This is a genomic window from Corynebacterium amycolatum, from assembly GCF_016889425.1.
In the GTDB taxonomy this organism is placed as follows: Bacteria; Actinomycetota; Actinomycetes; order Mycobacteriales; family Mycobacteriaceae; genus Corynebacterium; species Corynebacterium amycolatum.
The window spans coordinates 551,888-576,906 of the sequence record NZ_CP069513.1; the positions used below are offsets into that span (position 1 = coordinate 551,888).

Genomic DNA, 25,019 nt, shown 5'->3' on the forward strand with positions numbered 1-25,019 from the left:
ACCACTAGTGAGCAGCAGCCAGCTGCTGCAGCTCGGCTTCGGTGCCGTTGAAGACATCCTCATCGACGATGGTCGGGATGCCATCGATGCGGCCGGTGGAGGAACGCTGCCAGAAGGTCATGCTCTCCCAACCGCCCGGCAGCGAGGTCGGAGCGCTGTCTTGGTAGGCGGCGAGCCACAACGGGTAGTCGGTGAAGTCGGTCGAGTTACCCATTGGGTTCTGCCAGAACCAACGGTAGGTGTAAATCATCGGGGTTTCGCCGGTCTTTTCCTCGACGCGCTCGAGGAAGTCCTTGGTCCACTTTTGCAGCTGGGTCGGGTTGAGGCCGTTGTCCAGCTCGATGTCCAGCACAGGTGGCAATGTCTTGTCCGTGGAGATTTGCTCATCGCGCTGCTGCAGTGCTTCCACATATTGATCGGCCTGCTCGGTTGCGGAGCGATCCGGATGCGCCTTGTGGTAGCTGCCCACGTACAGACCGGCCTTAGCTGCGGCGATGGAGTCCTCGAGGAAGTACTTCTGGTCGCCTTCGACACCATCAGTGGCCTTGATGAAAGCGAACTTCTGGCCGCTGGCTGCGACCTCGTCCCACTTCAGCGCGACACCACCTGGGCGCTGCCACTTGGAGACGTCCACACCAGTCGGCCCCATGTAGAAGCCGGTGCGCGCCGAGTTCGACGATGCGCTGGTGGCTGAACCGGTTGACGAACCGTTGGCATCAGAGCCCTGCGACTCCTGAACATCCGACGCAAGCGGCGCATCGGTGATGCTCGGTGATTCAGTCAAAAAGTCGAGCGACCCCTTGGAATCAGCAGCGGACGGGTTGGAGTGTGCAAATGCATCCTGGGGTTGCGCGTCAGCCGGTGCAATAACGCCCAAGGTCAGCGGCGCAACGGCCACGATACCCGCCAAAGTGGCGCGGCCCGGGCGTCGCTTCAGCACCGCGGTCGCGGAAAGTGGAAGAAATTTCATGGTTTGCACCTTACCCCCTAAACCACTTCCGCCCCATTCGTAAGCCTAAACTTATCCCACCCCTCCAGTCACAGCTTCAATCCGCCCTTGCCCCTAGACTGGCGGCATGACAAATAGCACTAATACTGAGACCCAGTCCGCAACGTCCCAATTCTCAACGGCTCCTCGCCCACAGGATGACCTCTACTTGGCCACCAACGGTGAGTGGGTTAGCAATCACGTCATCCCGGCTGACCGCCCCATCGATGGCGCCTTTTACAAGCTGAGGGATGAGGCGGAGGAAAACGTCCGCGAGCTCATCACCACTGCCGCCGATGCGGATCCGAATTCCCGCGTCGCTCGCTTGTACAACTCTTTCATGGACGAAGCCGCTATTAATAACGCCGGCGCTGCTCCGCTCGCGCAGGATTTAGAAATGATTGCCTCCGCCGAGAACGCGCATGAGCTGGCATTGGCACTCGGCCGCCTCGACCGCCTCGGTGTCGGTGGTGCGCTCGGGTACTGGGTAGAGAAGGATTCCGGCTCGGACCTGGATGCTCTCTACCTGCTGCAGTCGGGCCTCGGCCTCCCGGATGAGGCTTACTACCGCGAGCCTGGCCACGCCGACACTCTCGCCGCCTATGAGCAGCATGTTGCCGCTATGTTGAAGCTCCTCTCTTCGCATGACGACGGCGCGGGGGACCTCTCCACTGCACTTGCTGCATTCGAGTTGGTGGATCCGGCCGCTGCGGCGGCGCGCATCGTGGCTTTTGAAAAGCGCATTGCAGCTGGTCACTGGAATGTGGTCGATACCCGCGACGCACTGAAGACCTATAACAAGACCGCTATTGCTGACCTCCCCACCGGCTTCCCGGTCGCGGAGTGGCTCGCGGCCACCGGTGTCAATGAGACGAACCAGACTGCCATCGACACCATCGTGGTGATGATGCCGTCGTACTTCGAGCACTTGAGCAAGCTGTGGCAGGACACTGACCTGGCAGATCTGCGCCTGTGGGCGCTGTGGCGCGTTCTCCACCAGCGTGCTGCCTACCTGTCGAATGACTTCTCTGCGGAGAGCTTTAACTTCTACGGCCGCACCTTGCAGGGTTCGACCGAGCAGCGTGCACGCTGGAAGCGTGGTGTTGCCTTTGCCGACGGGGCGGTTGGACATGACGTCGGCAAGCTGTATGTGGAAAAGCACTTCCCGCCGGAGTACAAGGAGCAGGTCCTGGAACTGGTGGACTACCTGCTGGCGGCGTACCGGGAGCGCATTTCGGAGCTGCCGTGGATGACGAAGGCGACGCAAGAGCGAGCATTGGAGAAGCTGTCGCTGTTTAAGGCCAAGATTGGTTACCCGGAGCGTTGGCGTGATTACTCGGCGATGGAGCTCGGGGATTCACTGATGGCCAATGTCCGCGCCGCCAGTGCTTTTGCGCATGATTATGAGGTAACAAAGCTAGGTACTCCGGCCGATCGCGATGAGTGGCATGGCACTCCGCAGACGGTCAACGCCTTCTACAATCCGGTGGTCAATGACATCACGTTCCCGGCTGCGATTTTGCAGTCGCCGTTCTTCTCTCCGGACGCATCGCCAGCGGAGAACTTCGGTGGTATCGGTGCCGTTATTGGTCACGAGATTGGGCATGGTTTTGATGACCAGGGCTCACAGTATGACGGGCACGGCAACCTCCACCAGTGGTGGACCGATGAGGATCGCGCAGCTTTTGAGAACCTGACCGCCGCACTGGTGGATCAGTACGAGGGACTGGTGCCGCAGGCACTGCGCGAGCAGGCCGAGGAGGGCGCTGACCTGCCCGGTGTCAACGGTCGCTTCACCCTGGGCGAGAACATCGGCGACTTGGGCGGGCTCGGCATTGCCGTCGTCGCTTTCCGCCGTTTCCTCGCTGCCCGCGGTGAAGAACTTGGACTGGAGGACACCCCAGAGACCTACCGTGACCTGTTCAAGCAGTGGGCACTGGTCTGGCGTTCTAAGATTCGCCCGGAGTTTGCACGCCAGCTGCTTGCGATTGACCCGCACTCACCAGCGGAGTTCCGCTGCAACGTCATTGCCAGCAACATCGATGAATTCCATGAGGCCTTCGGCACTTCAGCTGGCGACGGCATGTGGCGTGAGCCGAGCGAGCGCGTGAATATCTGGTAGCGCTGCGGGAACCCAACCTGCGCTGCGTTCCCCTCCAACGCCTTCGGGAGGGCCCTCCGATGCCCTCCGACACCCTCCGGGGAAAGCCAACGCCTCACCGTTTACTACAAATGCAAAAGCTGACTTTTTGTTTTTGCAAACGTGGAACTAAAATCACAGGTGAGGCGCACGCTTTCCCGATGATCAAGTCGGGCAGGGCCACAATCAAGCGAGGTTCCTGTTACAAGTGCGCTTGCTAAGTGCTCTTGTTGGAGGAGGCCGCTGTGGACAGTCGCGACATCCAGGCACTCACCGCCGTCAAACTCTATTACGGCGAGGGGCTCACACAGTCTCAGGTTGCAACCGAACTCGGGGTTTCCCGCCCAACGGTTTCTAAACTGCTCAACCTTGGCCGTGAGCGCGGTTACGTGCGCATTGAGATCCATGATCCGCGCGAGGAAGCCTCAGAGACCGCTACGCAGATGCGGGATCGCTACAAGTTGAACGATGTGCGGCTGGCGCAACCGGCTCGCGCTGGCAACGCAGTCTTGCTCCGCGAGTTGGGGCGCGTGGGCGCCGAGCTTCTCGACGAGCTGGTGGTCGACGGTACCCTTCTCGGGGTTTCGTGGGGTAAGACCATGTACTCCGTATCCACGCAACTGAAGTCCAAGGATGTCTCGGGCGTGGAAATTGTGCAGCTCAAGGGAGGAATGAGCCACTCCGATAAGTCCACGAACGACATCCGCACTATTGGCGCTTTCTGCCACGCTTTCCACGCCTATGCCCGCACACTGCCGCTGCCGGTGATTTTCGATTCGGTCGAGACCAAGCGCATCGTGGAACAGGATCGGTTCATTGCCAGCGTTTTGGCTCTTGGCCGGACGGTGGACATTGCAGTTTTCACCGTCGGCGCCGTCGACCATGATTCGCTGGCCTTGAACTTGGGACAGCTGTCGGCAACCGAAAAGGACTTGCTCGTGGAGCGCGCAGTGGGCGATGCCTGCTCACGCTTCTACCGCGCTGACGGTGGCATTGCGCTGCCAGAGGTCGATGCCCGCACGGTAGGCATCAGTCTTTCTGACCTGCGCCGGATCCCCACTCGGGTACTTGTGGCCGGTGGCGCACACAAGGCCGCGGCCATCGACGTGGCCCTTCGAACAAATTTGGCTACTCACCTGGTCATCGACGATGCCACCGCTGAACGCCTGCTTGCGCTGGACTCACCGGCTGCACCGGCTGCACCGGCTTCACCGGGCTCGCCAGACTCCCCTGATAGCTCCACCCCTTCCCCTGCCACGGAATAACCGTCCCGAGACGCATCAGTACAAAGAACTGACACCCGGGCCCGAGAAGCGTCTTTGTCCTCTTCGACCGATAGACTTAAGCGAGCGCACATGTCCGCATATATGTTGCAGCCGCTGTCCGGTCGGAGAGGACGATTGTTTAGGTGTCACCAGCACAGCAAATCAGGCACACACTCCAGGCCTACGAGTCGGCAGACGCATCTTTTGCTCAGTCCGCAAAGAAGTTGCCACCCGTGGGGTGGAAAGGAGCGCTCTACGCTCTCAAGCGTGCGGGTATTGAGTTTTTCTTGGAGCTCGGTTTCGACGCTGCCGCGAAGTTGACCTATTACACGGTGTTGACCTTCGCGCCTGCACTGCTTGCGATTTATTCAATTGCCACGCTGATGCTGGCCGGCTATACAGAAGACCTCAACCGTCTGACCGAGGATTTCATCCGCAGCTACATTCCGGCTGAGTATGCCGAACCGATCCGCAATGTCATTTCAACGATTATCGGCTCCGCCACGGGCGGTCTTGTCGCACTGACTATCGGTATTGTCTTTGCACTGATTTCGTCCTCGGCCTACACGCGCGCTTTTTCGCGTACGGCAAACTCCATCTACGGCGTTTCCGAAGGTCGCACGCTGATTCGCTACCACCTGCTCATGGTCGCCATTACGCTGCAGCTGTTAATCGGCACTGTGGTGCTACTTATTGCGATTATTGTCAATGACCAGCTAGTTATCACCATTGTCGAACCGGTTGCCCGCCCATTGGGTATTGAATCGACCACGCGACAGGTCATTGACTTCTGCATCTCCGTCTGGAGTTGGCTGCGCTGGCCGGTGATTATCGTCATGTCGATGATTCTGATTGGCTCGCTGTACTACTTCACGCCGAACGTGCGCATGCGCAAATTCCGCTGGCTCAGCACAGGTTCGGCACTGGCAATTATTAGCTCGCTGATCATCGGCAAGGCGCTCCAGCTGTACTTATTCAACTTTGCGGCTTCGAATCCCTATGGCGCCATGGGTGCGGTTATCGCGCTGATGACCGCACTCTGGAGCATTAATGTGGTCGTGGTCTTCGGCTTTAAGCTGGATGCCGAGGTTGAGAGGATGCGCCAACTGCGCGCTGGCCTGCCCTCAGAGCGATACATCCAGCTTCCGCCTCGGGCTACCGCTGCCGCCGAGGGCGAGCAGAAAATCCATCAGAATCTAGAAAAGCAGGCGGCCGAATTCCGAACTGAGGAAGAGCTATAGCGCAATCACACCCACGATTGCTGCGTTGAGCAGGTTGGTGCACAGACCCGCGATTAGCGCCAGTGGACCGTTCTTGGCAATCTCACCGCGGCGCTCCGGCGACAGCGCGCCGAAGGAACCAATCTGAATCGCAATGGACGACAGGTTAGCGAAGCCGGCCAGGGCGAAGGTCGCCAGCATGATGGACTTCGGATCCAGCGAGTCGACGTGCTCAGAGAACGAGGTGTAGCCGACGAACTCGTTCAGAATCGTCTTCTCACCAATGAAGCTACCGACCAGCCCTGCGTTCTCCCACGGCACACCAATCAGCCATGCAATTGGCGCAAAGATTAGGCCGAACAGTCCTTCCAGAGACCAGTTATCCTGACCGAACCAGCCGCCAATGCCGCCGATCATCGCCGACAGCATCGCAATCACAGCGATGAACGCAATCAACAGACATGCCACAACCACAGCAATACGACCGCCGGCCAGCGCACCCGATCCAAGCGCATCAATGACGTTCTTCGACTCGGTATCGCGGACATCCTTCACCGACGCATCCAGATCAGATTCCTCTGTCTCCGGCCAGAAAGTTTTCGCAATCAGCAGCGAGCCCGGCGCGTTCATTACCGATGCCGCCAGCAGGTATTCCAACGGCGCACCGAGCAGGGAGTACCCGATCAAGGTCGATCCGGCCACCGACGCAAAACCGCCCGACATACATGCGAACAGCTCCGACTTGGTCAGTTTCGGAATATACGGCTTAACGACGAGTGGAGCCTCCGACTGCCCGAGGAAAATCACCGTGGAAGCGAAGACGGACTCCACCTTCGAGGTACCCATAATGAACTTCAGTGCGGAGCCCACATATTCGACGAAGTACTGCACTACCCGCAGGTAGTAGAGGGCACCGAGGACTGCGCCCAGGAAGATGATCACTGGCAACACGTTAAGCACGAAGACGAAGTTCTTACCCGTGTCGTCGAAAAGATTACCGAACACAAAAGAGGTGCCCTCATTTGTAAAATCGATCATCTTCTCAATGGCACCGGCCACACTCTTCAGCGCCTGGAAGCCAGGTTCCCACTTCAGCACTACCAGCGCGAATACCGCTTGCAGCAGCAGGCCAACGCCGAGTGTGCGCCAGTTAATGGCTTTCCTGTTCTTTGAGATAGCAATGGCAAATCCGATGACGAGGATGATGCCCAGTAAGCCTTGCAGTCTATCCATGACTAAGGTCTTCTTTCTTGATAAAAGAGGCTGTGGTGATGATGCCTACAGGTCCTCGGGACCAAAGGAGTAAGGGAGAATTTTTTCGAAGTCAATGCTGGACGGAGCGCCCAAACCACCATTTTCCGGGCGCTCGGACTCCACTATGACGCGCTTGCACCCAAATTCGTGCAGGACTTGCCGACAGGCGCCACAGGGGTGGCACGGTGCCGCCTTTCGCCCGACGATGGCGCAGGCCGCAATCTTATGGTTGCCGCCGTGCTCCGCGACCATGCGAAATACGGCTGTGCGCTCTGCGCAGTTGGTCAACCCATAGGATGCATTTTCTACGTTGCAGCCTGTGACCACCGTGCCGTCGTCAAGCAGAAGTGCGGCACCGACCGGAAAACCTGAATAGGGGACGTACGAGTTTTCCGTGGCTGCGTAGGCCTTAGCCAGCAGTTCTTCGTCTGAGATGTGGGACATTGTGCTCTCCCTCTCCGAACCTGTTCGAGGTATTTATGCAAACATACTTATGTGGGTACAAATGGAAAGTTACCTATTGACATTTGTTCTAGTGCTGATGATAATCGGAATCAGCAGAGTTCACAAGACCAATATCGCTAAGCACAATCGCCTATAAAAGGAGCGAACAATGGCTGAAAAGTTCGATGTAGTTGACGTCATCAAGGTAAAGCGTGATGGCGGTGAGCTCAATCCGGAGGAGATTTCCTGGGTCATTGACGCCTACACCCGCGGCGTCGTGGGCGATGAGCAGATGGCGGCGCTGAACATGGCCATCTTCATCCGCGGCATGAACCGCCGCGAGATTGTGGATTGGACTCAGGCGATGATTGACTCGGGCGAGACCATGAGCTTCGCATCGCTGAGCAAGCCCACCACGGACAAGCACTCCACAGGTGGTGTCGGTGACAAGATCACGCTGCCGCTGGGCCCACTGGTGTCCTCCTACGGCGTGGCCGTCCCACAGCTGTCCGGTCGCGGCCTCGGACACACCGGCGGCACCTTGGACAAGCTGGAATCCATTCCAGGCTGGCAGGCGGATGTTCCGAATGATCGCTTGATGCAGATTCTGGAGAATTCCGGTGCGGTCGTCGCAGCAGCCGGTGCGGGCCTGGCACCTGCGGACAAGAAGATTTACGCGCTGCGTGACATCACCTCGACGGTGGACTGCATTCCGCTGATTGCCTCGTCAATCATGTCCAAGAAGATTGCGGAGGGCACTTCCAACTTGGTGCTGGATGTCAAGGTCGGTTCGGGCGCCTTCATGAAGGACCTGGATCAGGCTCGTGAGCTGGCTCGCACCATGGTTGACCTGGGCAACGACGCGGGTGTGAACACCCGCGCACTGCTGACGGACATGTCCACTCCGCTGGGTCTGACCATCGGCAATGCCCTCGAGGTCCGCGAATCGGTGGAAGTTCTCGCAGGTGGTGGCCCCGCAGATGTCGTGGAGCTGACCTGTGAGCTGGCCCGAAACATGCTGGAGCTGGCCGGCGTACACGATGCCGACGTGGAGAAGGCACTGAAGGACGGCCGCGCTATGGACTCGTGGAAGAAGATGATCCGCGCTCAGGGTGGCGATCCGGATGCCGCTTTGCCGGTGGCACCTCACACGCACGATGTGGTTGCGCAGGCTGACGGTTACCTGACCAAGCTGGATGCACTGGCTCTCGGCGTTGGTTCCTGGCGCTTGGGCGCGGGACGTGCTCGTAAGGATGATCCGGTGCAGGCCACTGCCGGTATTGAGATTTTTGCCAAGCCGGGAGACAAGGTGGTCAAGGGCCAGAAGCTGCTCACGCTGCACACTGAAACTCCGGATAAGTTCGAGCGCGCCCTCGAGTCCATCGAGCCGGGCATTGAAATCGGCGACACCGCGCCGACAGCCGAGCGCGAGATTATCCTCGATCGCGTGTCCTAGAAAATCTCTGACGGGCTCGCGCCGGCGCCACTTCCCCGCCCCGAGCCCGCCACCTCCCTACTTTTAAGCACCTACTTTTAAGCTCTCTCCCAAATTTCCGAAAGGACTTGATTTCTCCCATGACTTCCCGCGCTGATGTTGCCAAGATGATTGACCACACCCTCCTCAAGCCAGAAGCCACCTCTGACCAGGTCAAGGCTCTTATCGACGAGGCCGCCAAGCTCGGCACCTACTCCATCTGCATCTCCCCTTCGCAGCTCCCAGTCGAGGTGCCAGAGGGCCTGCATATCGCCACTGTCGTCGGTTTCCCCTCCGGCGCGGTAAAGGCCGAGGTCAAGGCTGCTGAAGCTGCTCGCGCTGTGGCCGATGGTGCTGAAGAAGTCGACATGGTCATCAACATCGCCTTCGCCAAGGAGCACCGCTTCGACGACCTCGAGGCCGAAATCAAGACTGTTCGCGATGCCATTCCGGGCAAGATCTTGAAGGTCATCATCGAGTCGGCCGCCCTGACCGATGAGGAAATCATCGCAGCCTGCAAGGCCTCCGAGTCCGCAGGCGCAGACTTCGTCAAGACCTCCACAGGCTTCCACCCGGCCGGCGGCGCTTCCGCTCACGCTGTGAAGCTCATGCGCGAAACCGTCGGCGACCGCCTGGGTGTCAAGGCTTCTGGCGGTATCCGCGATGCCGCTGCCGCCGAGGAAATGATTGCTGCGGGCGCCTCCCGCCTGGGCCTTTCCTCCTCCGCCGCTGTCCTCGATGGTCTGAAGTAGGCGAACACCGATGCTCTCCGAACAGCTACAAGCCACCATCACCGATTGGATCGCCCACGATCCGGACAAGGCCACCGCCGCCGAACTCTCCTCGCTTTACGACGAAGCCAAGGCCGCCAACCCCGATGCGATTGCCGAGCTGGAAAGCCGTTTTGCCGGGCCACTCGAATTCGGCACTGCAGGTCTTCGCGGTGTCGTTGCAGCTGGCCAGTCCCGCATGAACCGTGCCACGGTCATCCGTGCCACCGCTGGCTTGGTTGCGCATCTGAAGAACATTGTGGGCGATGACTTCACCGTGGTCATTGGTTGCGATGCCCGCCACGGCTCCGCTGACTTTCACCGCGATGCCGCAGCGGTTGTCGCCGCAGCCGGTGGCATGGCCCTGGCTCTGCCACAGCAGCTGCCCACACCGGTGACTGCCTTTGCCGTGCGCCACCTCAATGCCGATGCCGGTATTATGGTCACGGCCAGCCACAATCCGCCGAAGGACAATGGCTACAAGGTTTATCTCGGTGGCCGCGTGGTGGAGTCGGATTCCCGCCGAGGCGTCCAGATTATCGCGCCCCATGACAAGCAAATTGCGGAAGCCATCGCCGCTGCTCCACCAGCTGATGAAGTCCCGCGTGACTTCGATGCCGTCGAGCAGGTTGGTCCTGAACTGCTGGACGCCTATGTGAAACGGGCGGCTGCGCTCGCAACGACGTCGTCAAACGAAGAGAAGCAGGCAGCGAAGATTGTCCTCACCCCGATGCATGGCGTCGGCGGCGAGACCATCGTGCGCACACTGAACGCGGCAGGTTTCTCGAATGTCAGCGTGGTCGAGAAGCAGTTCGCGCCGGATCCGGAGTTCCCGACGGTATCGTTCCCGAACCCGGAGGAAGCCGGTGCTTTGGATCTTGCGTTTGAGCTGGCTCGTGCCGAAGACGCGGATGTCATCATCGCGGCTGACCCGGATGCGGACCGTTGCTCGGTGGCTATTCCGGATAGCAGCGTCGACGGTGGCTGGCGACAGCTCTCCGGCGATGACATCGGTGCGTTTCTGGGTGAAGTCATCGGTGCGGACGCCGAGGCCCGTGGGACTGCGACCGTGACCAATGATGAGGGCGCGGAGTTTCCGGCCACGATGGCTAACTCGATTGTGTCTTCGCGCCTGCTGGGTAAGATTGCCGCAGGTCACGGACTGAATTATCGCGCTACTCTGACCGGCTTTAAGTGGATTGCTGGTGTGGATGGGCTCATCTTCGGCTACGAGGAGGCCATTGGCTACTGCACCGATCCGGCAGTCGTGCGAGACAAGGACGGCGTATCTGCGGCGGTGCGTGTCGCCGACGCGGTGGCGCGGTTGAAGGGCCAGGGGCTGGGCATTCAGGACCTGCTGGATGAGGTCACCTGCGCCCACGGCCTCTACAAGACCGCCCCGTTGACCTTCCGAGTCGAGGACCGCTCGCTGATTACCAAGGGCATGGACACTCTACGCGCCAACCCGCCTGCACAGCTGGCCGGATCGGAGGTCACGCAGGTCACGGACATGAATGACGGCCTAGACATGGTCGACGCCAAGGGCGAGAGCTATCACATCCCGCCTACCGACGGCATTCTCATTCTCACCGAGGCCAACGACCGCGTCATTGCCCGGCCTTCCGGCACGGAGCCGAAGCTGAAGTGCTACTTGGAGGTCGTGCTGCCGGCCGCGCCGGCTGCGATTCCACACGCCGCCGCTGCCGAACGCCTCGACCAGATCAAGGCCGAGCTCAAGGAAATCCTGGGGATGTAGCCACTGAGCAGCTACTAGCTACACCTCGCAACAAACTGGGGTGCGCATGAACGAAACGGTCAAAAAGGCCGTGAAGTCTCATGCGCACCCCAGTTTCGCATGTGCAGCCCGGAGTCTTGGGCCGGCTCATGAGTTACTGACTAGGTTTATGACAAAAACAAGCAGAAATTAGTGCCGAAACTGCCATAAACTTAAGCAGTTTCTCGATGGTCACAACCTCATTTGAAGCTCACCACCACATTTCGGGTCTAGCTAAACCCGTCCTTGCCGCATTTTGCGGACGACATGCGTCTCCTAATATGCTTTACAGTTTTCCCAGTAATACAATAAAAGACGTTAACCGTGTCCCCAGGGGGATGGAACACCATTCGCTACGCGGGTTAGGCCCATCACAGGGGGAACACTTCCTCCTCGCGATTGGTACGTCCAGCATGTCGTATAACGAGTTCCCCAGCTCAGACCCCAACTACAATTCGAATCCTTCCACCGGTTCTTTCGGCCCCGTGTACCCGAACCAGCCAGCCCAACCCACCGGTCACGCAGACTGAGACCGTGGTCGTTCCGAACTCCGCGAGCTCCGGTGGCTCTGCTGGGTCCTCGAACTCGTCACGTGGTCTGGCTGGCGGCAACCTCTCCAGCGCATGGAAGGGCACGTCCTCAACGAGCGATCCGTTCGTTCGAAATGTCCACAGCGCCTACGTCCGCTATCGCAATTCCACCGGTGCGGAATCCGGCACCATCTCGGCCTACAGCCCAACGACTGGCCTGACCTACAACATGTGGTGCCGTCCTGCTGGCGGCAACATCAAGTGCACGGGTGGCCGTAACGCAGTGGTGTACATCGGCTAAGCCCCCCACAGCCAAGGTCACAACATTCCAGTCCACGACCTACGCCACCACGTCGTCCAGACCACCAGCTAGGTCGTGGAAGATCGCTCGGTTGAGACGAAATGCCTTCTTCGCCTCGTCGACCACGGCATCTTTATCGGCATCCGAAATGCCCAGCTCAGACAGACTCCGTCGGTAGCCGTCGCGGTAGGGCTTAATTTTTCCGATCGCGGAGAAGTCATAGAATCGGGTTCCCTCCGCACCGATGCCGTAGTGCTTGGCCAGCATGGACGCAATCACCTGACCACCAGAAAGATCACCCAAGTAGCGAACATAATGGTGCGCCAATGCGGCGTTGGCGTTGCCGTTGCTTTCGATTTCACGAAGCTCGGCCACGTAGTTCTTTGTCGCCTCCACAGGCGAGATCTTTTCCCGCCAATCAGGCCCCACCAAGTGCTCAAGGTCGGCTGCCAGTGCTTCCAGGCGCTCCAGCTGCGCATCGTAGACCGCGCTGACCTGCTCTGACTCCGCAGTGGACCGCACTGCCTGCTCCAACGCTTCGTACACAAAGTAGAGCTGACCGGTTAAATCGATGGCCGCCTGCGCATCCAGTTCACCCGCGAGCAGTCTCGACATGAAGTCGGAGTTTTCCGCTTCACTGTGGACACCGGAAGTCTCCACTTTGAGCCGCTCTGCCAAGGGCTGAGCAGCCAGCTTGTCACCTTCTTTAATCGCGTTTTCAACCATGGTTTTCTTCTTTCTCTGTGGGGTTTTGGAGACTAGGGTGAGAGGTATTGTCCGCGCTGAGGCACCAGCACGGGGTTGCCCGCGGAGTCCTGAAGCACTTCCACGCCGATGCCGTAGACTTCGCTGACGGTCTGTGCATCCAGGGTTTCCGCAGGCGGGCCTTGCTTTACGACGCGCCCCTGCGCCACCACCACAACGTGATCGGCATACGCCGCTGCGGCGGACAAATCGTGCAGGACCACGACCACGGCTTTGCCCGCCTCCGCGCGGGCGCGCATCATTCCCATGATTTTTTCGGCGTGGTGGAGGTCCAGGGCCGCGGTTGGTTCGTCGAGAAGCACGACGGGAGTGTCCTGGTAGAAGACGCGCGCGCTGTGGACGCGGGCGCGCTCACCTCCGGAGAGGGTCGGGACTTCCCGGTCAAGGAGGTGCGCGACGTCGCATTCAGCGATGACTTCCGCGAGCAGCTCCTCGTTCGGGCAGCCCCAGGGGTTGCGTCCGAAGTCGATGACTTCGCGGCTGGTGAATGGTACGGACAGTTCTTGGCTCTGCACCAGGACGGCGCGGTAGCGAGCCAGGTCGGCAATGGAGAGCTCGGTAATGGAATGCTCGCCAATCCGGACGTCGCCGCCGCTGAGCTCATGGTCGCCGGAAAGCGCTGCGAGCAGTGTCGACTTTCCGGCACCATTCGGGCCGACCAGCGCGGTGACTTTTCCGGGCTCGGCGACCACGGAAATATCGTTGAGGATGCGGTGACCATCCAGGGTGATGCTGACATTTTCGGCAGAAATGCCCAGACCAGAGTGGATTTCCATTAGTGCACCGCCCTCTTCGAACGCAGGAGCAGCCAGAAGAACAGCGGGCCACCGACAATCGAGGTGAGCATTCCCAGCGGCAAGTCCGCACCGGTAATCATGGTGCGAGCCGCGAGGTCGGCCAGCGTTGTGGCCAGCGCGCCGCCGAGGATGCATGCGGGAATCAACGTGCGATGCGCTGGTCCCAACAGCAGTCGTGCAGCATGCGGCACGACCAGACCGATGAAGACGATGATGCCGGAAAATGCCACTCCAGCCGCCACGACCAGGGACGTGCCAAAAATGATGGCGCGACGCAGCGTGACGACGTTAATACCCAGGTGACGGGCTTGCGCTTCACCAAGACTCAGAATGTCCAGCTTGCGGTAGCTGACCCACATGGCAATTACGGCTGGAACTGTCACCAGCGTAATGATGACAACCTGCGTCCAGGTGGCGCTGGCAAACGAGCCCATCTGCCAGAACACAATGCGGTCGCGGGCCGCCGTGGAGGCTACGAATGTCAGGAGCGACACCAGACCACCGCAGATGGAGTTCACAGCCACACCGACCAGAATGATTCGGGCGATGTCGCGGCCACCGTGCGCATTGGCGGCCACAATAGCCGTGGCCACCGCACCACCAATAAAAGCTGAGACCGCAATAGCCCAGCTGCTGGCGAAGACACTCAACACTCCGCCAAGCACCCCGGAAAGCCCGGCGGCGGTGCCCAAAACTGTGGCGGTAGCAGCGCCGACGGCAGCGCCGGAGGAAACACCGATGAGGCCGGGTTCAGCGAGCGGGTTGCCGAACACCGCTTGCAGCGCCACACCCGCGAGGGCTAGCCCCGCGCCTACGAGGCAGGCCAGCGCGATGCGCGGTAGTCGCACTTGCCACAGCACGGTGTCGATGGGCTCTGGCGCGTCACCGAGACCGCCATTGAACACTAGCCTCACCATTGAGCTCAGTGATTCGCCGATGGTGGCGCCGAACTGCCCCACGGAGGCCGACCAGCCTATTGCCAGCACCAGCGCTAGGGCGAGCCCGATGAAAACGGTCGCCTGTCTGAACGGAATAGTTTTGTTCGCGGTTGTCTGCATTGCTCAGCCAGTCACTTCCCCGCAGTCTTGTCTGCACTCGCATCAGCACTCGCATCAGAGCCTGCACCAGAACCAGAACCAGCACCGCCACCGTAGAGAGCATCCGCAATGGCGCGGATGGCACGCGGCGACTGCGAGTCAAAGGACAGCAGCTGCGAATCCGGCACATCCACAACGGACTCATTCTGGCCCGCCGGGGTCTGCGCGATGCCCGGGATCTCCTTCAGACCTTCAATCCCGCCGACGGACTCCAGGCCACCGGTCATCACCAAGATGGTGTCGGGAGCCGCAGCGATCAGGGACTCCGGAGTAATCGGCGTGAACGCGCCCTGAATACCAACGCCCTCGCCGGCATCAACACCGCCCAGACGAGTAATCAGAGAACGCCCACCCGAGTCCGGCCCTGCAATCATGGCCACACCGGTTCCGCGCACGTAGAGGATCATCATCTTGCGGCCATCGGCCTTGGCGTGCGCGTACTCGGTCGCAGCCGCCAGCTCCTTGTCCAGGTGCTCCTTCACTGGGCCAACTTGGTCAGCCAGGCCGACTGCGGCCGCAACTTCGTCGATAAGCGTGTTGATGGTCTCGGGAGTGCGCTCGTCCGACACATGGACGACGGTGATCCCCGCTTTTTCAAACGTGTCGAACACGCGGCTGGGGCCAATCGAGCCATCGGTAATGATGAGCTCCGGCTTTAGCTTCATCACCGACTCAGCATTGACCGCATGCCCGCCGATAGTGAGGTTTGGCAGATCCTTTACCGCCGGGAAATCGGAGGCAGAGTCGCGCCCCACCAAACGGTCTCCAAGACCAAGTGTGTAGACCGAACGACTGAGTGCTCCCGCCCGGTCAAGCGTGAGAATACGCTGGTAGTCCTTACCTTCTGCCGGCTTCGGATCCTTTAGCAGCACTTCGGGGTTTTCCGAAGGCAGGTTCGCATGCGCGGCACCGTGAGCGGAAATGTTGTCGGCGCGCGGTACCGTCGTCACGCCAGCGCTTGACGACGATCCCTCTTCCCTCGCGGCATCATCGGAACCACAGGCGACTAGTCCTGCGACCAGGACAACACTCAGCAGTGTCCCGGCAAGGCTGCGAACGCGACAGGCAGGCACGGTGAACATATTCCCCCTCTGTGAGCTGACGCTGCACGGAGATAGACGACAAAAGAATGACTAAATAACGACTAACACTAGTAACAAAGAGCTTAGAAAGGACTTTGCTCTACTCACCCAAAGAATCTTAGGCTATCTTTTAGTTCTAGGTTAGCCTACCCTTAAATAAACATAGTAATTTCTACAGTTTTTCGGAAGGACGTTACCTCCTATGACTACTCGCACATTCCAGCGTCGCGCGGCTTTCCTGGCTATTCCGGCCGTCGCCGCACTTCCACTTCTCGCCGCCTGTGGCTCAGATGACCCAGACGGTGCCGCGCAGGATGCTGCCAACGCCTCGGAAACCACCAGTTCGGCTGAGGCTCAAGAAACCGACGCCCCCGCCCGTGAAGTAACCATGGAGGCCGAGCCGGTCAACGACCTGTCCGAGGGCGATGTCATCACCGTCGACCTCGCTGGCCTCGACCCCGACTACGGCTACTACGCCGCACTCTGCGCCGCAGAGAAGGCTCCAGGCAACCCCGTCCCGGACTGCACCGGTGACCGCAGTGCCGGCACCCAGTCGCAGCAGTGGATTACCAAGAAGTCCGGTGGCACCACCACCATCGCCGACGACAACACTGCGCACTTCGAGCTCAGCGTCGTCCCCACCGGTGAGGCCGTGGACTGTACTCAGCAGGAGTGCGTGCTGAAGCTCTTCGGCGACCACAGCGAGGGTTTCGAGGACATCACCGAAATCCCGGTTACTTTCGCAAAGTAGCCAAACCACACACGCGCAGGTGTCGCAGACCTAGGCTAAGAGCCATGGAAACCGACCAGCCTGCGACTGCCAAAGAGGCGGCACCGCGCCGCATCACACTCCTGCCCGGCGACGGCATCGGCCCCGAAATCACCGATGCCTGCCGAGGACTCATCACCGGCGTCTTCCCCCACTGGGAACTGAAAGAGGCACAAATTGGCTGGTCACAATGGTGCGCGCACGGCAATCCCATCCCACAGGAGACCTGGGAAACACTAGAGCGCAGCGATGCCGCTCTCCTCGCGGCGATTACCTCCAAGCCCGCTCGCGAGGCCGAGGAAGAACTAGCACCGCATCTGAGCGGTACCGGCCTGACTTACCGCTCCCCTGTTCTCCAGCTGCGCCAACGCCTCGATCTTTTCGCCAACATCCGTCCGGTCACCCTGCCCGGCGCGGCTGCCGACTTCACCATCGTCCGCGAAAACACCGAGGGCCTCTACAGTCACGACTATCTCCTTCCGCCTCACGACGCCCCGGCCGACTCCTCGCACCACCACCTGTGGGCAGAGGTGGTGGAGGACTCGACGGTGGCTCGCGCCGTCGATAAGCATGGCGAAGTTGCGGTTTCTTTGCGCGTGACGACGTCCTTTGCGTGGCACCGCCTTGCGCGACAGGCGGCTAAGTTGGCTCTCGCGCGGCAGGCGGCAAACCCCGATTCGGAGGCCACGCCGACGGTGACGGTGGCGGACAAGCCGAATATCCTGCGGGACTCTGCGCATGTGATTCGCGGGGCGGTTGAGCAGGTTGCGGAGGAGTATCCGCAGGTCGCATTCGATTTTGCCAATGCGGATGCCGTGGCAATGCAGCTGGTGACCGACCCGGCGCGCTTTGATGTCATCATCGCGGAGAACCTTATCGGCGACATTCTCAGTGACATCGGCGCTGGGCTGATTGGCGGGCTGGGGCTGGCGGCGTCGGCGAATGTGGGCGATAACTTCGCGGTTTTCGAGCCGGTGCACGGTTCGGCACCTGACATTGCGGGTCGCGGCGTTGCTAACCCGGCTGCGTTTTTGCTCTCAGCGGCAATGTGCGCGGAACATCTTGGGCATCCGACCTCAGAGCTCGCACCGGCCGCCAAGCTGCACCAGGCCGTCTACGCCGCGACTCGCACCGCGCCGACGCTGGACCTCGGCGGCACCGCAACTACCAGCGACTTTGTGGCTGCAGTGCGGGCAGAGTTGGGGTTGTAGGCCCCTCAGCTCCTACTGGAACTGGCTGAGGTCAATACCTTCCAGCGGATCGGACTCGCGGATGTCTTCCTCCGGCGGCAGCGGCACCTCGCAGAGTACAACTGCCGCACCACAGGGGTCCTGCACGGTTGCCAGCGGACCAAACTCGGTGGCCTGCGGGGCAACGAGCACGGAACCGCCCAGTTCCTCAGCCTTGGCGACAGCGGTGTCGATGTTCTCCACGCCGAGGTACGCCAGCCAGCCGACGAAGCTCTTGTCGGCAGCATCGGTCTGCGCGGCAACCGAGCTGGCTACCAAACCTGCAAATGGTGCCCCGTCTTCCATCGCGACTGCGAAGGTGCCGTGCTCGTTCTTGTTGCGCACTGCGATTTCCCAGCCAAAGAAGTTGTGGTAGAAGTCCGCGACCTGCTCAAAGGTCTCCTCCGGGCCTGCAACCAGCTCGAACCACACCGGGGTGCCGGGCTCGCCCGCTGCAATGAAGGCCTGCTCACCCGGCTGTTCCAGCAGCCCAATGAGGCCGCCTGCGGGGTCGGAAACGACGGCCATCGTGGATCCGTCGACAAGCGGGGTCGGTTCCTGGAAGACCTCGGCGCCGAGCTCACGCGCCTTGTCGACGGCACCAGCGGCGGAGTCGACATGGAAGTTCACGCGCCACTGGTTGACGAAGGCATCCTCCGCGTCCTTATCGGCCTCAAGCAGTACCGACACCGGCATTCCGGACAGCATGGCAACACGGCGACCAGCGGAGGCCTCGCGGGCATCCTCATGGATTGGTGCGGTGTTGCGGTAGGCCCACCCGAGAACGCCGCGGTAGAAGCGCTCGGTCTTACGCGGTGCGGCGGAGAGCAGATCTACGCGCAGGGGCATGCCAAATTCGGCGGGAAATGCGGGCATGAGTTACAGGTTCCTCCACTTTTCAGGATCAAAGTCATCATCGGCGGTGGCCTCATCAAAGTAGTCATCATCGACTTCATCGGCAGTGGCCACGCGTGCCGACATACCAGCAACAGAGACGACGTCCCCTGGACGCAGCACCTTGCCACGACGAGTGTCGACCTCACCGTCCACGCTGACCTGGCCCTCAGCAATGAGTTCTTTGGCCAGACCGCCCGTTTCCACCAGGTTTGCCAACTTCAGGAATTGCCCGAGACGGATGGACTCATCCCGGATTGCGACATCGATAGGCTCCATGCCCTTAAGTGTGTCATATCCGGTAATAATCTCGAACCGCTACGGAGATGAGGCAGCGCACCCTAACATCGTTCTCATGTCTAATTCACGGTCTCCGAAGTGGCCCCGGATCGCCAGCGAAGCGCCACCCCGCCCGCCGCTGCGTCATATTGTCGCCGCTTCAGTGGCTGTGAGTTTGCCGCTTATGACCTTGGCGCTCATCTCAAACTCCATTTCCGACCTGCTGTTTTTGCCCCCTATTGGGGCCGCCATGGCCCTTATCGTCGGCGCACCGAACTTGCCCCTGGCACAACCGCGAAATGTTGTGGTTGGACACCTGATCGGCTGCATCACTGGCATCCTGCTCTCGCGACTTTTTGGTGTCTCCATCATCACCGCAGCAATCGCCGCCGGTATCGCATTCGCACTTATGCTCATTGCTCGGGCAGCTCACTCCCCAGCGACCGCTACCGCGATTGTCACCGCGCTGATGCCACACGGCCCCGGCATCAGCAACGACTTCCGTCTCCTTGGCTTCGTTTTCGCCTCTTCAATCATGATTGTGGCGTTGGGGATTCTCGCCAACCGGCTGCGCCGCCTTCGGTATCCGACGTACTGGTGGTAGGCGGATTCTGGGGCACGCACTCCGGCTAAATACGGCTATCAGTGGGATAATGACACTCATGCCAAAGCAGTGGATTAACAACACGACGACCGAAAAGATTGTCATCGTCGGCGCTGGTGGTTTTGGGCGCAACGTGGTCAGCTTCATCAAGGACATCAATGACTACGCAGCAGCCAACGGCCTACCAGCGCAGTGGGAAATCCTAGGCATTATCGATGATGGCGCCCCGGACATGACATTTTTCCACAAAATGGGCGTGCAGTTTTTAGGTAAGACCGACATCTTCGCGGACTTGCCCGAGGGGGTCTACTACACAGTCGCAATCGGCAGCGGTGCTGCTCGACGCTCGATTGCGCAACGCGCAGATGCCGCGGAGCTCGTGCCCGCGACTCTGGTTCACCCAGACACCAGCATTGGTGCGCTGGTCACGCTCGGCGAGGGCACGGTCATCTGCCCCGGAACACGTCTGACCTGCAATATTGAGGTAGGCAAGCACGCCCAAATCAATATGAATGTCACGATCGGCCACGATGCGGTGCTGCGAGACTACTGCACAATCTTCCCGCTCAATGCCGTGTCGGGCTTTGTCACGCTTGGCGAAGCCTGCACCCTAGGCGCCAACTCCGTAATCAACCCCGGCCTCACCGTCGGCGAGGGAGCGTACATCGGATCCGGAGCCGCAGTTACCAGAGACGTCGATGACTACTCCGTTGTCGCCGGTGTTCCCGCAAGTGTGATTAAGAATCTTCGTTAGCGGAGACGTCCTTATCCGACGACCCATTGTTCGACGAACCGGTGAACTCAGTCATGGTCGCTTGACCCTCTTCTGAGATGCCTTCGCGCCTCAGCACCACCAAGATCGTGTCGAGCAGGATCTTTGCATCGAGCAGTAGCGACCAATTATCCACGTACTGCACGTCGTACTCGAAACGCTCTTCCCAGGTGATGCCATTGCGGCCCGAGACCTGGGCAAGCCCCGTAATTCCCGGTGGCACCTCATGGCGGCGTGCTTGGCGCGGCGAATAACGTTCTAGATACTTCATGCGCAGCGGACGCGGACCAACGAGGCTCATATCGCCACGCAGAACGTTAAAGAGCTCCGGGAGCTCATCCAAGCTTGTGGACCGAAGGAATTTTCCTACCTGCGTGAGGCGGGACGCATCGTCGACAAACCCCTTTGCCGGATTGACGTGGTGCATCGTCCGGAACTTGAGGATATTAAACGGCTCACCATCCTGGCCCGGGCGTTCCTGGCGGAATAGGACTGGCTTCCCCATGGAAAGCCGTACTGCCAGCGCCGTAGCACCCATAACTGGCGACAGCACAATCAGGCCTGCTGCAGACGCCGCGACGTCGATGCCACGCTTAATTACCCGTTGCGCGCGGATGCTTAGTGAATCCATTGGTCATCTCCTACTTTTCGTTGAACATTTCGCGCAGAAGCTTTTCGGCACGCGCATCGACTTCCGCATTTGAACGGTTTCTGACCAACCAACCGATCGCACCCGCTGCACCAGCCGCAGCAAACGACGCTGCCGCAACGCGCAGTTTCTTGTTGTCATTCTTGTTGTCAGGCGCACTTTGCTTGACGACGGCCACCGCTGGCTCCAGCTCCGGCACAACCGGCTCCGCGGTATCGGTGACCATGACTGGTTCGGGCTCGGCTGCGGGTTCTGGTTGCGGCTCCAGCTCTGGTTCTACCGATGCTGTGTCCTGCGCGCGGCACCGTAGGCTCAGCATTGCAAATGCTGCTGCAAAGCCAAATAGCCATAGCGAACGGGAATCGTAGTAGTAGCCGGAAAAAACCTGTGCCACAAGAACCGCTAACGCCACAGCTACGGTCAGACCAGCTTGAAGAAACTTGAATAGGTGGCGACAAGCGATTGCCAACACAACCAGCACAATCACAAACAGACCGATTCCTATGACACCCGCTTCAGATCCGACTGTGTAGAAGATATTGTGCGGATGCTCCAGTGGACGTGAAGACCTCGGTGTCGACAGCACAACGAAGCTGTGCAGACCACCACCAAAGATGCGGTGTTCACCCATGATTCGGAAAGCTTCATCGTGAAGATAACTACGCCCAGAATCATGTTCTTTTTCGAAGGTCAACTGGATAAAGCGCGTCTTAAAGTACTCTTCAATCTCGGTACCTGCGATGAATCGCGAGTATCCATACGCGACCGCTGCGGCGACAGCGACGTAAAAAACAGTCGCCCACTTCCAACCCCAGTGAAAAAACACAGCTATTGCGGTAAAGAGGACTACCACGGTGGTAGCAACCAGTACACCGCGGCTTCCCGACGCAACGAGACCGTAAGCAAATGGTGCAGCGAACAAGAGAGCTGCCCACATGAACTTACGCCACAGCATAAAAAACACAGCTGCCGCGATGCCGTACAGCATGAAACGGGCAAAGACATTCGGGCCACCGCCGAACGCAGTCATACGTCCGACATATTTCGGACCAGTAATGCCGCCGTAGAGAAAAATAAGCGAGCAAATGGCTATTGCTAACCACAGCCACACCAGTGCCTGAGGATGCAAATAGAACAGTATCGCTGCCATCGTGGCGATGAGTCCGAGCGTTATCAACGCAGTAACGACGGGAGCGACTTCGGCAGCTTCAGGAGCCCATAGTCCGGACAGCATCATCCATAACAGCCAGACATAGAACGCCACTAATGCCCACGCTGCAATCGGCCACTGTTTTACATTGCCAGCGCCTTTCATCGCGTTCAACCAACTCTGGCGCTGAGATTGAGGCGTGCCAACGGCGGTAAGGATTGCAACGATCACCAAAATCGACAATGCCAAAGATAAATCAGGAAGCGCTGCGGAGACATCCTTCATCGTCATGTCGCCAACGTAGAGAACACCAGCAAACATTCCTGCGGCCACCACAATAAATAGCGACTGCAGTATTGGTTTTCGCTGTTTTACAGCTTCTCCAGCTACCTCAGTAGAAGTCATCCCAGCACTTCCTTCAAAACACCTATCACCCGCGCGACGTCGTCATCGTCCAGCGCCGGACCACTAGGAAGAGTAATGCCGCGGGAGAAAAGATTCTCAGCGGTACCGTTGATGGTCGCTCGCGCGCCCTCATACACCGGCTGCAGGTGCATCGGCTTCCACAGGTGACGAGCCTCGATGTTGGACTCACCCAGCGCCGCAATCACGCTGTCCGGGCTCAGCACGCCCTTATCGACGGCATCCTGTGGCAGCACAATCGAGGTCAGCCAGCAGTTCTCGGTGAACCGCTCGTCGGAGTCAGAGAGCAAGCGGGTACCTTTACCAGGGGCATCGTCGTCAAGCGAGGCGAGCAAATCTAGGTACGCGTCGCGAATCTGGCGGCGGCGAGCAATCATGTCGTCCAGACGCGAGTGCTGCGCCCGCCCCAGCGCGGCAAGCAGATTGGAAAGACGGTAGTTGTAGCCGATTTCGGTGTGTTCGTACCAAGCGACGGGCTGACGCGCCTGCGTGGACAGGTAGCGCGCGCGGGCGATGAGATCAGCATCGTTGGACAGCAGCATGCCACCGCCGGAGGTGGTCATGATTTTGTTGCCGTTGAAAGACAGCGCGGCGGCACGACCAAAGCTGCCGGCCGGCTGACCATCGACGCTAGCACCGAGCGCCTCGGCGGCGTCCTCGATGAGCGCGATGCCGAGTTCTTCCAGGCGTGGCGCGAAGGCCGGGTAGTCGGCGCAGCGGCCGAAGAGGTCCACAATCATCACGGCAGGAACGCTCTTGCCCTCGGCAAGCAGTTCATCGACGGTGCAGAGCAGCAGCTCAGGGTCGATGTTGCCGTCCTCTGCGGCATCGATAAACACTGGCGTAGCGCCGACGTAAGCGATGGCGTTGGTCGTGGCCGCGAAGGTCATGGTGGAAACCGGGATGTAGTCACCTTCACCAATCCCCAGCGCGAGCAGCGCCAAGTGCAGGCCAGCAGTACCAGACGACAGTGCGAGCGCGTGCTCAACACCGCAGCGCTTGGCAATCTCCGCTTCAAACGCGTCTACCTCGGGGCCCAACGGAGCCACCCAACCAGAGTGGAGTGCACGAACGACGGCCTGTTCTTCTGCTTCGGTGACTGTCGCGAGCGAAAGAAAGATCCGCTCATTGGGCTTGTTAGCGTCGGCGTTAGTCATTACTTCTGAACCTTTCGGACGCGGTTGAGTACCTCGATGAGCTGGTTGTACAGGCTGTCACGAGCAAAACGCTTCTCACCCAGTTCGCGGTTTCGCTGTCCCGCTGCGCGCATCTCATCGCGGTCGGAGATGATCTCAGCGAATCGCTTGGCCGCGGTCGGAATATCGCGCGAGAGACGCCAACCGGCATCGTGCTCGGTTGCGGCTTCCTCCAGCCAGCCACCGTGGTTGAACACCACCGGACGCGATGCGGCCATGGCATCGAAGACCTTGTTCAGGGAGTTGCCCTCCAGGCAGGGGTCATCACGCAGCGGCGATAGCGCGATATCGGCGGCAGACACGTACTTGGCGACATCTTCCTTCGGCTGACGGCCGAGGAACATCGCATCGGCATCGAGACCAGCGTTCTCAGCGCGCTGGTACAACGCATCCGAGTCGCTTCCCTGCCCCAGCAGGACAAAGCGCACATTCTCCACGCCATCACGACGCAGCTGCGCCGCCAAATCCACAAGCCACTCCAGCTGGTAGGACATGCCAAAACCACCGGCGTAGACGGCCACCACATCATCGCCCCAGCCCTGCTCCTTGCGGAAAGCCGCACGCTGCTCGGCCGGGATATCAAAGCGCTCAAAGTCCGACGCATTTGGAATGACGGTCACGCGCTTCTTCGGAGCTACCTCTTTGACGCCATCGGCCATCGACGGCGACAGCGCCACCACCTCGCTCGATGCCGCATAGAATGCCTTCTCCAGCTGCTTAGCCAGGAAAATCGCGACCGGATTATTGAGATAGCCCAACTTGATCGGCACCTCTGGCCACAGGTCACGGATCTCCGCCACCAACGGTGCACGCTGAGTAAACTTCGCCACAATTCCCGGAACCGCCACAGTCAGCGGAGTCGAGGACGCGTAAATCACGTCGGCAGGCACACGGGCAGCAACCGCGGAGGCGCGCACTAGGAAGTTGAAGAAACTGACGATGCGCTCGCGCTTCGACATTTCATTGCGGTACGGAATCGCTAGACGACGCACGTGGATGCCATCAACAGTTTTATCCATGGCCTCATCGCGACCACAGATCATTGTCACCTCGTGGCCTACAGCGGCCATTCGGCGGGCAAACTCGTAGGGTCGGGAACCACCCGGCTCACCGGGGAGAACAAAGTGCTGGTGGATATAAGTGATTCGCATTG

General features: G+C 59.8%; 24 protein-coding genes. 11 read left to right on the plus strand and 13 right to left on the minus strand.

All coding sequences use genetic code 11. The features are described from left to right. Positions 1 to 4: 4 nt before the first annotated feature. Positions 5 to 970, minus strand: coding sequence for a glycoside hydrolase family 25 protein (locus I6J19_RS02485; RefSeq protein WP_038627255.1), 966 nt, complete (start codon positions 968 to 970; stop codon positions 5 to 7). Between the two features lie 106 nt (positions 971 to 1,076). Here I6J19_RS02485 and I6J19_RS02490 point away from each other — a divergent pair, with 106 nt between their 5' ends. The 3 genes from I6J19_RS02490 to I6J19_RS02500 all read left to right on the plus strand — a co-directional run bounded on the left by I6J19_RS02490 (position 1,077) and on the right by I6J19_RS02500 (position 5,634). Then, a complete protein-coding gene (locus I6J19_RS02490; protein WP_038627253.1) occupies positions 1,077 to 3,110 on the plus strand; it encodes a M13 family metallopeptidase in 2,034 nt (677 codons plus the stop codon). 263 nt (positions 3,111 to 3,373) lie between these two features. Beyond that, on the plus strand, positions 3,374 to 4,393 hold the full coding sequence (locus tag I6J19_RS02495) for a sugar-binding transcriptional regulator (RefSeq protein WP_038629271.1): 1,020 nt from the start codon (positions 3,374 to 3,376) through the stop codon (positions 4,391 to 4,393). A gap of 233 nt (positions 4,394 to 4,626) precedes the next feature. Then, positions 4,627 to 5,634 (plus strand): YihY/virulence factor BrkB family protein, encoded by a 1,008-nt coding sequence (locus tag I6J19_RS02500; RefSeq protein ID WP_224786663.1) that lies wholly within the window; start codon positions 4,627 to 4,629, stop codon positions 5,632 to 5,634. On the opposite strand, the gene I6J19_RS02505 is transcribed toward I6J19_RS02500, so the two are convergent. Both I6J19_RS02505 and I6J19_RS02510 read right to left on the minus strand, forming a co-directional pair. After that, the gene (locus I6J19_RS02505; RefSeq protein ID WP_038627249.1) at positions 5,629 to 6,846 is read right to left on the minus strand and encodes a NupC/NupG family nucleoside CNT transporter; all 1,218 of its coding nucleotides are present in this window, start codon (positions 6,844 to 6,846) and stop codon (positions 5,629 to 5,631) included. The two genes, I6J19_RS02500 and I6J19_RS02505, sit on opposite strands and share 6 nt — an antisense overlap. A gap of 45 nt (positions 6,847 to 6,891) precedes the next feature. Beyond that, positions 6,892 to 7,311: a cytidine deaminase gene (locus I6J19_RS02510; RefSeq protein WP_038627247.1), complete on the minus strand. Its 420-nt coding sequence runs from the start codon at positions 7,309 to 7,311 to the stop codon at positions 6,892 to 6,894. A gap of 169 nt (positions 7,312 to 7,480) precedes the next feature. On the opposite strand from I6J19_RS02510, the gene I6J19_RS02515 reads away from it, so the two are divergent. The 4 genes from I6J19_RS02515 to I6J19_RS10850 all read left to right on the plus strand — a co-directional run bounded on the left by I6J19_RS02515 (position 7,481) and on the right by I6J19_RS10850 (position 12,160). Continuing rightward, entirely contained in the window at positions 7,481 to 8,767 is a 1,287-nt protein-coding gene (locus I6J19_RS02515) for a thymidine phosphorylase (RefSeq protein WP_038627245.1), read from the plus strand. A gap of 119 nt (positions 8,768 to 8,886) precedes the next feature. Beyond that, entirely contained in the window at positions 8,887 to 9,537 is a 651-nt protein-coding gene (gene deoC / locus I6J19_RS02520) for a deoxyribose-phosphate aldolase (protein WP_038627243.1), read from the plus strand. 10 nt (positions 9,538 to 9,547) lie between these two features. Further along, positions 9,548 to 11,311 (plus strand): phospho-sugar mutase, encoded by a 1,764-nt coding sequence (locus I6J19_RS02525; RefSeq protein WP_038627241.1) that lies wholly within the window; start codon positions 9,548 to 9,550, stop codon positions 11,309 to 11,311. Positions 11,312 to 11,863: 552 nt separating this feature from the next. Continuing rightward, positions 11,864 to 12,160, plus strand: a complete 297-nt coding sequence (locus I6J19_RS10850; protein ID WP_235191221.1) for a hypothetical protein — start codon at positions 11,864 to 11,866, stop codon at positions 12,158 to 12,160. Positions 12,161 to 12,199: 39 nt separating this feature from the next. Here the strand turns inward: I6J19_RS10850 and I6J19_RS02535 are convergent, their stop codons facing one another. Genes I6J19_RS02535 through I6J19_RS02550 form a run of 4 tightly spaced genes read right to left on the minus strand, consistent with a single transcriptional unit; the run spans position 12,200 to position 15,901 of the window. Continuing rightward, positions 12,200 to 12,886 carry a biliverdin-producing heme oxygenase gene (locus I6J19_RS02535; protein WP_038627236.1) on the minus strand — a complete coding sequence of 229 codons (687 nt, stop codon included), beginning with the start codon at positions 12,884 to 12,886 and terminating at the stop codon, positions 12,200 to 12,202. 32 nt (positions 12,887 to 12,918) lie between these two features. After that, positions 12,919 to 13,701, minus strand: a complete 783-nt coding sequence (locus I6J19_RS02540) for a heme ABC transporter ATP-binding protein (RefSeq protein WP_038627234.1) — start codon at positions 13,699 to 13,701, stop codon at positions 12,919 to 12,921. Beyond that, positions 13,701 to 14,780, minus strand: a complete 1,080-nt coding sequence (locus tag I6J19_RS02545; RefSeq protein ID WP_049181259.1) for a FecCD family ABC transporter permease — start codon at positions 14,778 to 14,780, stop codon at positions 13,701 to 13,703. Before I6J19_RS02545 ends, I6J19_RS02540 begins: the two co-directional genes overlap by 1 nt. Positions 14,781 to 14,791: 11 nt before the next feature. Beyond that, complete coding sequence (locus tag I6J19_RS02550; RefSeq protein WP_052155565.1) at positions 14,792 to 15,901, minus strand: heme/hemin ABC transporter substrate-binding protein; 1,110 nt, start codon at positions 15,899 to 15,901, stop codon at positions 14,792 to 14,794. A 202-nt stretch (positions 15,902 to 16,103) separates the two neighbouring features. On the opposite strand from I6J19_RS02550, the gene I6J19_RS02555 reads away from it, so the two are divergent. Both I6J19_RS02555 and I6J19_RS02560 read left to right on the plus strand, forming a co-directional pair. After that, the gene (locus tag I6J19_RS02555; RefSeq protein ID WP_038627230.1) at positions 16,104 to 16,652 is read left to right on the plus strand and encodes a neocarzinostatin apoprotein domain-containing protein; all 549 of its coding nucleotides are present in this window, start codon (positions 16,104 to 16,106) and stop codon (positions 16,650 to 16,652) included. 44 nt (positions 16,653 to 16,696) lie between these two features. Next, on the plus strand, positions 16,697 to 17,881 hold the full coding sequence (locus I6J19_RS02560; RefSeq protein ID WP_187402528.1) for an isocitrate/isopropylmalate family dehydrogenase: 1,185 nt from the start codon (positions 16,697 to 16,699) through the stop codon (positions 17,879 to 17,881). Between the two features lie 12 nt (positions 17,882 to 17,893). On the opposite strand, the gene I6J19_RS02565 is transcribed toward I6J19_RS02560, so the two are convergent. Both I6J19_RS02565 and I6J19_RS02570 read right to left on the minus strand, forming a co-directional pair. Then, on the minus strand, positions 17,894 to 18,775 hold the full coding sequence (locus tag I6J19_RS02565; protein WP_038627226.1) for a VOC family protein: 882 nt from the start codon (positions 18,773 to 18,775) through the stop codon (positions 17,894 to 17,896). Positions 18,776 to 18,778: 3 nt separating this feature from the next. Further along, positions 18,779 to 19,072 carry an RNA-binding S4 domain-containing protein gene (locus tag I6J19_RS02570; RefSeq protein WP_038627224.1) on the minus strand — a complete coding sequence of 98 codons (294 nt, stop codon included), beginning with the start codon at positions 19,070 to 19,072 and terminating at the stop codon, positions 18,779 to 18,781. Positions 19,073 to 19,148: 76 nt separating this feature from the next. Between I6J19_RS02570 and I6J19_RS02575 the strand changes: the two genes are divergently transcribed. After that, complete coding sequence (locus I6J19_RS02575) at positions 19,149 to 19,676, plus strand: HPP family protein (RefSeq protein WP_038627222.1); 528 nt, start codon at positions 19,149 to 19,151, stop codon at positions 19,674 to 19,676. Between the two features lie 58 nt (positions 19,677 to 19,734). Then, on the plus strand, positions 19,735 to 20,430 hold the full coding sequence (locus tag I6J19_RS02580; RefSeq protein ID WP_038627220.1) for a NeuD/PglB/VioB family sugar acetyltransferase: 696 nt from the start codon (positions 19,735 to 19,737) through the stop codon (positions 20,428 to 20,430). Here I6J19_RS02580 and I6J19_RS02585 read toward each other — a convergent pair. From I6J19_RS02585 to I6J19_RS02600, 4 genes are read right to left on the minus strand one after another with little or no spacing between them, the layout of a single operon-like run. After that, positions 20,414 to 21,079, minus strand: coding sequence for a sugar transferase (locus I6J19_RS02585; RefSeq protein ID WP_038627219.1), 666 nt, complete (start codon positions 21,077 to 21,079; stop codon positions 20,414 to 20,416). The genes I6J19_RS02580 and I6J19_RS02585 overlap by 17 nt on opposite strands. Before the next feature lie 10 nt (positions 21,080 to 21,089). Next, positions 21,090 to 22,652 (minus strand): O-antigen ligase family protein, encoded by a 1,563-nt coding sequence (locus tag I6J19_RS02590; RefSeq protein ID WP_038627217.1) that lies wholly within the window; start codon positions 22,650 to 22,652, stop codon positions 21,090 to 21,092. Continuing rightward, complete coding sequence (locus I6J19_RS02595; RefSeq protein ID WP_038627215.1) at positions 22,649 to 23,827, minus strand: DegT/DnrJ/EryC1/StrS family aminotransferase; 1,179 nt, start codon at positions 23,825 to 23,827, stop codon at positions 22,649 to 22,651. Before I6J19_RS02595 ends, I6J19_RS02590 begins: the two co-directional genes overlap by 4 nt. After that, positions 23,827 to 25,017, minus strand: coding sequence for a glycosyltransferase family 4 protein (locus tag I6J19_RS02600; RefSeq protein WP_038627213.1), 1,191 nt, complete (start codon positions 25,015 to 25,017; stop codon positions 23,827 to 23,829). Before I6J19_RS02600 ends, I6J19_RS02595 begins: the two co-directional genes overlap by 1 nt. Positions 25,018 to 25,019 lie beyond the last annotated feature (2 nt).

What these genes read in the sequence shown, in the direction of transcription:
- I6J19_RS02535 (WP_038627236.1), bottom strand. Translation starts at nt 12,886, where the DNA reads ATGGTTGAAAACGCGATTAAAGAAGGTGACAAGCTGGCTGCTCAGCCC.
- I6J19_RS02550 (WP_052155565.1), bottom strand. Translation starts at nt 15,901, where the DNA reads ATGTTCACCGTGCCTGCCTGTCGCGTTCGCAGCCTTGCCGGGACACTG.
- I6J19_RS02585 (WP_038627219.1), bottom strand. Translation starts at nt 21,079, where the DNA reads ATGGATTCACTAAGCATCCGCGCGCAACGGGTAATTAAGCGTGGCATC.
- I6J19_RS02580 (WP_038627220.1), top strand. Translation starts at nt 19,735, where the DNA reads ATGCCAAAGCAGTGGATTAACAACACGACGACCGAAAAGATTGTCATC.
- I6J19_RS02575 (WP_038627222.1), top strand. Translation starts at nt 19,149, where the DNA reads ATGTCTAATTCACGGTCTCCGAAGTGGCCCCGGATCGCCAGCGAAGCG.
- I6J19_RS02565 (WP_038627226.1), bottom strand. Translation starts at nt 18,775, where the DNA reads ATGCCCGCATTTCCCGCCGAATTTGGCATGCCCCTGCGCGTAGATCTG.
- I6J19_RS02490 (WP_038627253.1), top strand. Translation starts at nt 1,077, where the DNA reads ATGACAAATAGCACTAATACTGAGACCCAGTCCGCAACGTCCCAATTC.
- I6J19_RS02505 (WP_038627249.1), bottom strand. Translation starts at nt 6,846, where the DNA reads ATGGATAGACTGCAAGGCTTACTGGGCATCATCCTCGTCATCGGATTT.
- I6J19_RS02540 (WP_038627234.1), bottom strand. Translation starts at nt 13,701, where the DNA reads ATGGAAATCCACTCTGGTCTGGGCATTTCTGCCGAAAATGTCAGCATC.
- I6J19_RS02545 (WP_049181259.1), bottom strand. Translation starts at nt 14,780, where the DNA reads ATGCAGACAACCGCGAACAAAACTATTCCGTTCAGACAGGCGACCGTT.
- I6J19_RS02510 (WP_038627247.1), bottom strand. Translation starts at nt 7,311, where the DNA reads ATGTCCCACATCTCAGACGAAGAACTGCTGGCTAAGGCCTACGCAGCC.
- I6J19_RS02590 (WP_038627217.1), bottom strand. Translation starts at nt 22,652, where the DNA reads ATGACTTCTACTGAGGTAGCTGGAGAAGCTGTAAAACAGCGAAAACCA.
- I6J19_RS02560 (WP_187402528.1), top strand. Translation starts at nt 16,697, where the DNA reads ATGGAAACCGACCAGCCTGCGACTGCCAAAGAGGCGGCACCGCGCCGC.
- I6J19_RS02600 (WP_038627213.1), bottom strand. Translation starts at nt 25,017, where the DNA reads ATGCGAATCACTTATATCCACCAGCACTTTGTTCTCCCCGGTGAGCCG.
- deoC (WP_038627243.1), top strand. Translation starts at nt 8,887, where the DNA reads ATGACTTCCCGCGCTGATGTTGCCAAGATGATTGACCACACCCTCCTC.
- I6J19_RS02570 (WP_038627224.1), bottom strand. Translation starts at nt 19,072, where the DNA reads ATGGAGCCTATCGATGTCGCAATCCGGGATGAGTCCATCCGTCTCGGG.
- I6J19_RS02515 (WP_038627245.1), top strand. Translation starts at nt 7,481, where the DNA reads ATGGCTGAAAAGTTCGATGTAGTTGACGTCATCAAGGTAAAGCGTGAT.
- I6J19_RS02485 (WP_038627255.1), bottom strand. Translation starts at nt 970, where the DNA reads ATGAAATTTCTTCCACTTTCCGCGACCGCGGTGCTGAAGCGACGCCCG.
- I6J19_RS02555 (WP_038627230.1), top strand. Translation starts at nt 16,104, where the DNA reads ATGACTACTCGCACATTCCAGCGTCGCGCGGCTTTCCTGGCTATTCCG.
- I6J19_RS02525 (WP_038627241.1), top strand. Translation starts at nt 9,548, where the DNA reads ATGCTCTCCGAACAGCTACAAGCCACCATCACCGATTGGATCGCCCAC.
- I6J19_RS02595 (WP_038627215.1), bottom strand. Translation starts at nt 23,827, where the DNA reads ATGACTAACGCCGACGCTAACAAGCCCAATGAGCGGATCTTTCTTTCG.